General features: G+C 71.7%; 4 protein-coding genes. All 4 read left to right on the top strand.

The features are described 5' to 3' along the window. The coding region (locus tag AB0C29_RS31345) for a bifunctional diguanylate cyclase/phosphodiesterase (protein ID WP_360827726.1) at positions 1–2,015 on the top strand (2,015 nt) is incomplete at its 5' end. A gap of 28 nt (positions 2,016–2,043) precedes the next feature. Further along, complete coding sequence (locus AB0C29_RS31340; RefSeq protein WP_360827723.1) at positions 2,044–3,408, top strand: M20/M25/M40 family metallo-hydrolase; 1,365 nt, start codon at positions 2,044–2,046, stop codon at positions 3,406–3,408. A 56-nt stretch (positions 3,409–3,464) separates the two neighbouring features. Continuing rightward, the gene (locus tag AB0C29_RS31335; protein ID WP_360827720.1) at positions 3,465–3,758 is read left to right on the top strand and encodes a hypothetical protein; all 294 of its coding nucleotides are present in this window, start codon (positions 3,465–3,467) and stop codon (positions 3,756–3,758) included. An 89-nt stretch (positions 3,759–3,847) separates the two neighbouring features. Beyond that, positions 3,848–5,332 carry an MFS transporter gene (locus AB0C29_RS31330; protein ID WP_360827717.1) on the top strand — a complete coding sequence of 495 codons (1,485 nt, stop codon included), beginning with the start codon at positions 3,848–3,850 and terminating at the stop codon, positions 5,330–5,332. The last annotated feature ends 153 nt before the right edge of the window (positions 5,333–5,485 follow it).

Here is a 5,485-nt window from a genome sequence, read left to right as displayed (position 1 = left end):
CGATGTACCTGCTGGTCGCCGCCGCCGTGGCGGCCCTGTCGGCATCCCGGCGCCGGGGGGCGGCGCTGGCGGGCATGAGTGAGGCGGGCATCGTGGCCTGCACGGCGGTCGTGCTCGCCTGGGTCTTCCTGCTGGATCCGTTCATGAACGACCGCGACGACTGGTCGGCCGGCGCCGCCGTGCTCGCGTACCCGTTCCTGGACCTGATCGTCCTCACCATGGTGGTGCGGCTGCGCTTCACCACGCGGGCGCTGAGCCGCGCCCAGCTGTTCCTGGTGCTGGCCGTCGTCGTGGTCCTCGCCGCGGACGTGGCCTACATCGTCGCTGTGCTGGCCGGCGGCCGGTGGGCCGGATCGACCTTCAGCGCCGCCGGCTGGCTGATGTTCCTGGTGCTGCTCGGCGCGGCCGCCCTGCACCCGTCCATGGCCGTCGAGTCCGGCGCCGACGAGAGCCGCCTGCCGCCGGGAAACGGCCGGTGGACCATGGCCGGTCTGCTGACGGTCGTGCTGATCGGCCCGGCGGCCACCTGCTACGCCCTGGTGCAGGACATCGCCGAGGGAGAGCTCGACGTCATCGACGTCTTCCTGCCGCTGGGCGCCACCGCGGTCACCTCCGTCCTGCTCATCGCCCGCCTGACCAGCGCCAGTGCCCTGGCCCGGCGGCGCGCGGACGACCTGCAGGACGCCGTGGAGTACCAGGCCACGCTGCAACGGGAGATGAGCCACCTCGCCCTGCACGATCCGCTGACCGGACTGCCCAACCGCCTGCACCTGGACCGTGAGCTGCGCGCCCGGGCGCACCACGACGACCCCGGCTGCCTGTTGCTGCTGGACGTCGACGGCTTCAAGCACATCAACGAGAGCCTGGGTCACCCGATCGGGGACGCGCTGCTGGTCGCCCTCGGTCAGCGGCTGCGGCACACCGTGGGGCCCGGCGCGCTGCTCGCCCGCCTCGGTGGCGACGAGTTCGCCGTCCTGATGCCGTGCGGTGACGCCGAGGCGGTCGGCAACCGGTGTGCGGACATCCTGACCGCGGTGCGGCGGCCCGCCGACATCCACGGTCACCGCCTGCACGTGACGATCAGCATCGGGGTATGCCGGCTGGCCGGCTCGGCCGGCAGCACCGACGCCCTCAGCGACGCCGATCTGGCCCTGTACGAGGCCAAGGCCGCGGGCCGGGACCGGGCGGTGACCTACGACGCCGGCCTGCGCGAGCGGCAGCTGGAGCGCACCGAGCTGATCGACCGGCTGCGCGCCGCCCTCGCCGCCGAGCAGTTCACCGTGTACTACCAGCCGATCGTCACGCTGAGCACCGGCCGTTTCGACGCGGTCGAGGCGCTGGTGCGCTGGTTCCCCCGGCCGGGCGAGCTCGTCGGCCCGGACCGGTTCATCCCGGCCGCCGAGGACAGCGGGCTCATCGTCGCCCTCGGCGAATGGGTGCTGCGGCAGGCCTGCCGGGACGCCGCCGGCTGGCACCGGCAGCACGGTACGGCGGTGACCGTCAACGTCTCTCCCCGCCAGCTCATGGAGCCCGGCTACGCGGCGACGGTCGACCGGGCGCTGCGGGACTCCGGGTTGCCGCCCACCGCGCTGATCCTGGAGATCACCGAGGGCATGCTGGTCGGGGCCGCGAACCGGGACGACCGGACCATCGCCCAGCTCACCGCGTTGCGCCGGCAGGGCGTCCGGGTCGCCGTCGACGACTTCGGCACCGGCTACTCGTCACTGGCCTACCTGCGCGACCTGCCCATCGACATCCTCAAGATCGACCGGTCGTTCCTGCCGGCGGACGGGTCCGGCGCGGCCGAGCGGCAGCTGTCGTTCGTGCGGACCATCGTCGACCTGGCCCACAATCTGCGGCTGGCCGCGGTGGCCGAGGGTGTCGAGACCCCGGCCCAGGTCGCCGTCCTGCGCGAGCTCGGCTGCGACAAGGGCCAGGGCTACCACTTCGGGCGCCCGATCGGCGCCGCCGAGACGACCGAGGTCCTGGCCGCCGCTCAGCTCGTGGGCGCATGACACCCGGTCACCGGGGTAGTCGCGTGCCGTGATTCACAGCTTTCTGCGGGCGCGACAGGACGACATCGTCAATGAACTCATCGGCTGGGTGCGGCTGCGGGCGGTGGCCGGCGTACCGGAGCACGGGCCGGATCTGATCCGGTCGGCGAACTGGCTGGCCGCGGCGCTGCGCGACCTCGGGTTCCCGGCCGTGGAGGTCTGGCCGGTCGAGGGCGCCCCCGCGGTCTACGCCGAGTGGTGCGCGGCGCCGGGCGCGCCGACCGTGCTGATCTACAGCCACCACGACGTGCGGGCGGCCAAGGACGAACTGTGGGAGGAGACGGCCCCGTTCGAGCCGGCGGTGCGCGACGGCCGGGTCTACGGGCGCGGCACCTCCGACGCCAAGGGCCAGGTGCTGAGCCACCTCTGGGGCATCCGGGCCCACCTCGCGGCGACCGGCCGCGCGGCGCCCGCGGTGAACCTGAAGCTGCTCGTCGAGGGGGAGGAGGAGGCCGGCTCGACCCACCTGGCCGGGCTGATCGAGGAGCACCGCGAGCGGCTGGACACCGACCTGGTGGTCTTCTCCGACACCCTCACCTGGCGGGCCGACCACCCGGCCGTCTGCACCAGCGTGCGCGGCATGGTCATGGCCGAGCTGGAGGTGTACGGGCCACGCCGCGACGTGCACAGCGGCGCCGCCTCCGGGCCCGCACCGAACGCCGCCGTGGAACTGTCCCGGCTGCTGGGCGCCCTGCACGACGACAAGGGCCGGGTGACGCTGCCGGGCTTCTACGACGAGGTCGCCGGACCGTCCGAGCGCCGCCACGCCGAGCTCGCCGCCCTGCCGTTCACCGAGCAGGACTGGCTGGATCGCTCGGAAACCCGCAGCGTCACGGGCGAGGCCGGCTACACGGTGCTGGAGAAGCTCTGGACCCGGCCGGCGGCGGAGATCATCAGCATGGTCGCGGGGGACCCGGTCGGTGTCACCCGTTCCGCGATCCCGGCGGTGGCCTCGGCGACGATCAGCATCCGTACGGTGGCCGGCCAGCGGTGCGCCGATGTGGCCGAGCAGTTGCGGCGCTGGGTCGCCGGGACCATCAGCGACACCGTCGACTACCGGCTGACGGTGGCCGAGGAGACGATGCAGGAGCCGTACGAGACGCCGCAGGACCTGCCGGCACTCGAGGCGCTGGCGGCGGCGGTCGAGGACGGCTTCGGCGTACCGGCCGGGCGGATGGGCAACGCCGGCGGCGGGCCGGCCGAGCTGCTGGCCCGGCAGCTGGACGCCCCGCTGATCTTCTTCGGCGTGGGCCTGCCCGAGGACCGCTGGCACGACAGCGACGAGCGGGTGTCCATCGACATGCTGGTCAACGGGGCGGCGACGCTCGCGTACCTGTGGCAGCGCCTCGCCTGACCGCCGATCCGCCGAAAACGGGGGTGTAGGCGGAACGCCGGCGGGAATCCGCCGGCATGGCACGAGTGACGAACGCGGCGGTCGCCGCGTCGAGCGAGTGGGTCGCGCCCGAGGGCGTCCGGCAGCCGGGCGGCGAGGTGCACGCGTGGCTGCCCGGCACCAATCAGACGGTCTGCGGGCTGGCCCTGAGCCGGACGCGGCTGCGGCGCTTCCCGCACGTGCGGTTCGACTTCCGGGCCACCGACGTGGTGACCGCGAGCGACGAGGTCCGGTTCATCTGCCCGCGGTGTGTCGCGGCGACCACCCGGCGCGGCGAACGCTCCTGGACCAGGACCTCCCCGCGGCCCTGAACGGACCGAAAAGATCTTCACAAACTGATGGCTGACTGTGAGATCGCTGGGTATTCCGGGCCACACGTCTCGGAAATGGAGGGGCACAAATGGCCCAGTCCCTCGGTTCGGCGCCCGGCACGGGCACCATCCGCAGCCTGATCCCGGCTCGTATCGACCGGCTCAACTGGTCCCCGTTCCACACCCGCATGGTCATGGCGCTCGGCACGGCGTGGGTCCTCGACGGCATCGAGATCACCATCGCCGGTGCCATCGGCCCGGTGCTCACCGACAAAGCCACCCTCGGCCTCAGCACCACCGAGGTCGGCGCCATCGCCACGGTCTACCTGCTCGGTGAGGTGTTCGGTGCGCTGTTCTTCGGCCGGCTCTCCGACGCGCTCGGCCGCAAGAACCTGTTCGTCGTCACCCTCGGCGTCTACCTCGCCGGCAACGCTCTGACCGCGCTGACCTGGGGCAACAGCACCCTGGCGCTGATCTTCCTGTACCTGACGAGATTCATAGCCGGGGCCGGCATCGGCGGTGAGTACGCCGCGATCAACTCCGCCATCGACGAGATGATGCCGGCCAAGTACCGCGGCCGGGTCGACATCGGCGTCAACGGCACCTACTGGGGCGGCGCGATCATCGGCACGCTGGGCACCTTCGTGCTGCTCAACCAGGTGGACCTGAACATCGCCTGGCGGATCGGCTTCCTGATCGGCCCGGTCCTCGGTGCGCTGATCTGGAACATGCGCCGGCACCTGCCGGAGAGCCCGCGCTGGCTCATCATGCACGGCCGGGAGGCCGAGGCCGAGGACAACATCAAGATCATCGAGCACGAGGCGGAGAAGGCCGGGCAGCGGCTGGCGCCGGTCGACGAGTCCAAGGCCATCGAGATCCAGCCGGCCAAGGCGCACGGCTACCTGTCGCTGCTGCGGGTGCTCTTCAAGCAGTACCCGTCCCGGTCGATCCTGGGCGCCACGCTGATGATCACCCAGTCGTTCCTCTACAACGCGATCTTCTTCACCTACACGCTGGTGCTGACCGACATCTACGGCGTCGACAAGGAGGACGCGCCGCTCTACCTGATCGCGTTCGCCCTGGGCAATCTGATCGGTCCGCTGACCATCGGGCACCTCTTCGACGTGATCGGGCGGCGCAAGATGATCGCCGGCACCTATCTGCTCTCCGGTGTCCTGCTGGCGATCACCGCGTTCCTGTTCAACGCCGGGGTGCTGAACGCGATCACCCAGACCATCGCGTGGAGTGTGATCTTCTTCTTCGCGTCGGCCGGGGCCAGTTCCGCGTACCTGACCGTCAGCGAGATCTTCCCGCTGGAGATCCGGGCCCAGGCCATCGCGGTCTTCTTCGCCATCGCCCAGTGCTTCGGCGCGATCGGGCCGGTCTTCTACGGCTACCTGATCGGCGAGGGTGACACCAGCAAGCTGCTGATTGGCTACCTGATCGGCGCCGGCGTGATGATCATCGGCGGCATCGTCGAGATCTTCCTGGGCATCGACGCGGAGGGCAAGTCTCTGGAGGACGTCGCCGCGCCGCTGTCCGCGGTCACCAGCCGGCCCCGCGCGACCGGCTGATCGCGCGACCGGCTGACCGCCCGGTGCAGTCGCCGCCGCGGTGCAGTCGATTTGCCCGTCACCCCCCAGCGGGGGGTCCGGGCCCAATTCTATCGCGGGGGAGGGGGGGGCGGGGGTGGGGGGGGCGGTGGGCAGGGCGGCGCCGCAGCCGTG

Source organism: Actinoplanes sp. NPDC048791 (assembly GCF_040650095.1).
Classification (GTDB): domain Bacteria; phylum Actinomycetota; class Actinomycetes; order Mycobacteriales; family Micromonosporaceae; genus Actinoplanes.
Note: the sequence above shows the minus strand (reverse complement) of the source record. Positions and strands in the feature narration are given on the sequence as shown.

Coding starts and splice junctions, on each gene's coding strand:
- AB0C29_RS31330 (WP_360827717.1), top strand. CDS start 3,848: ATGGCCCAGTCCCTCGGTTCGGCGCCCGGCACGGGCACCATCCGCAGC.
- AB0C29_RS31335 (WP_360827720.1), top strand. CDS start 3,465: ATGGCACGAGTGACGAACGCGGCGGTCGCCGCGTCGAGCGAGTGGGTC.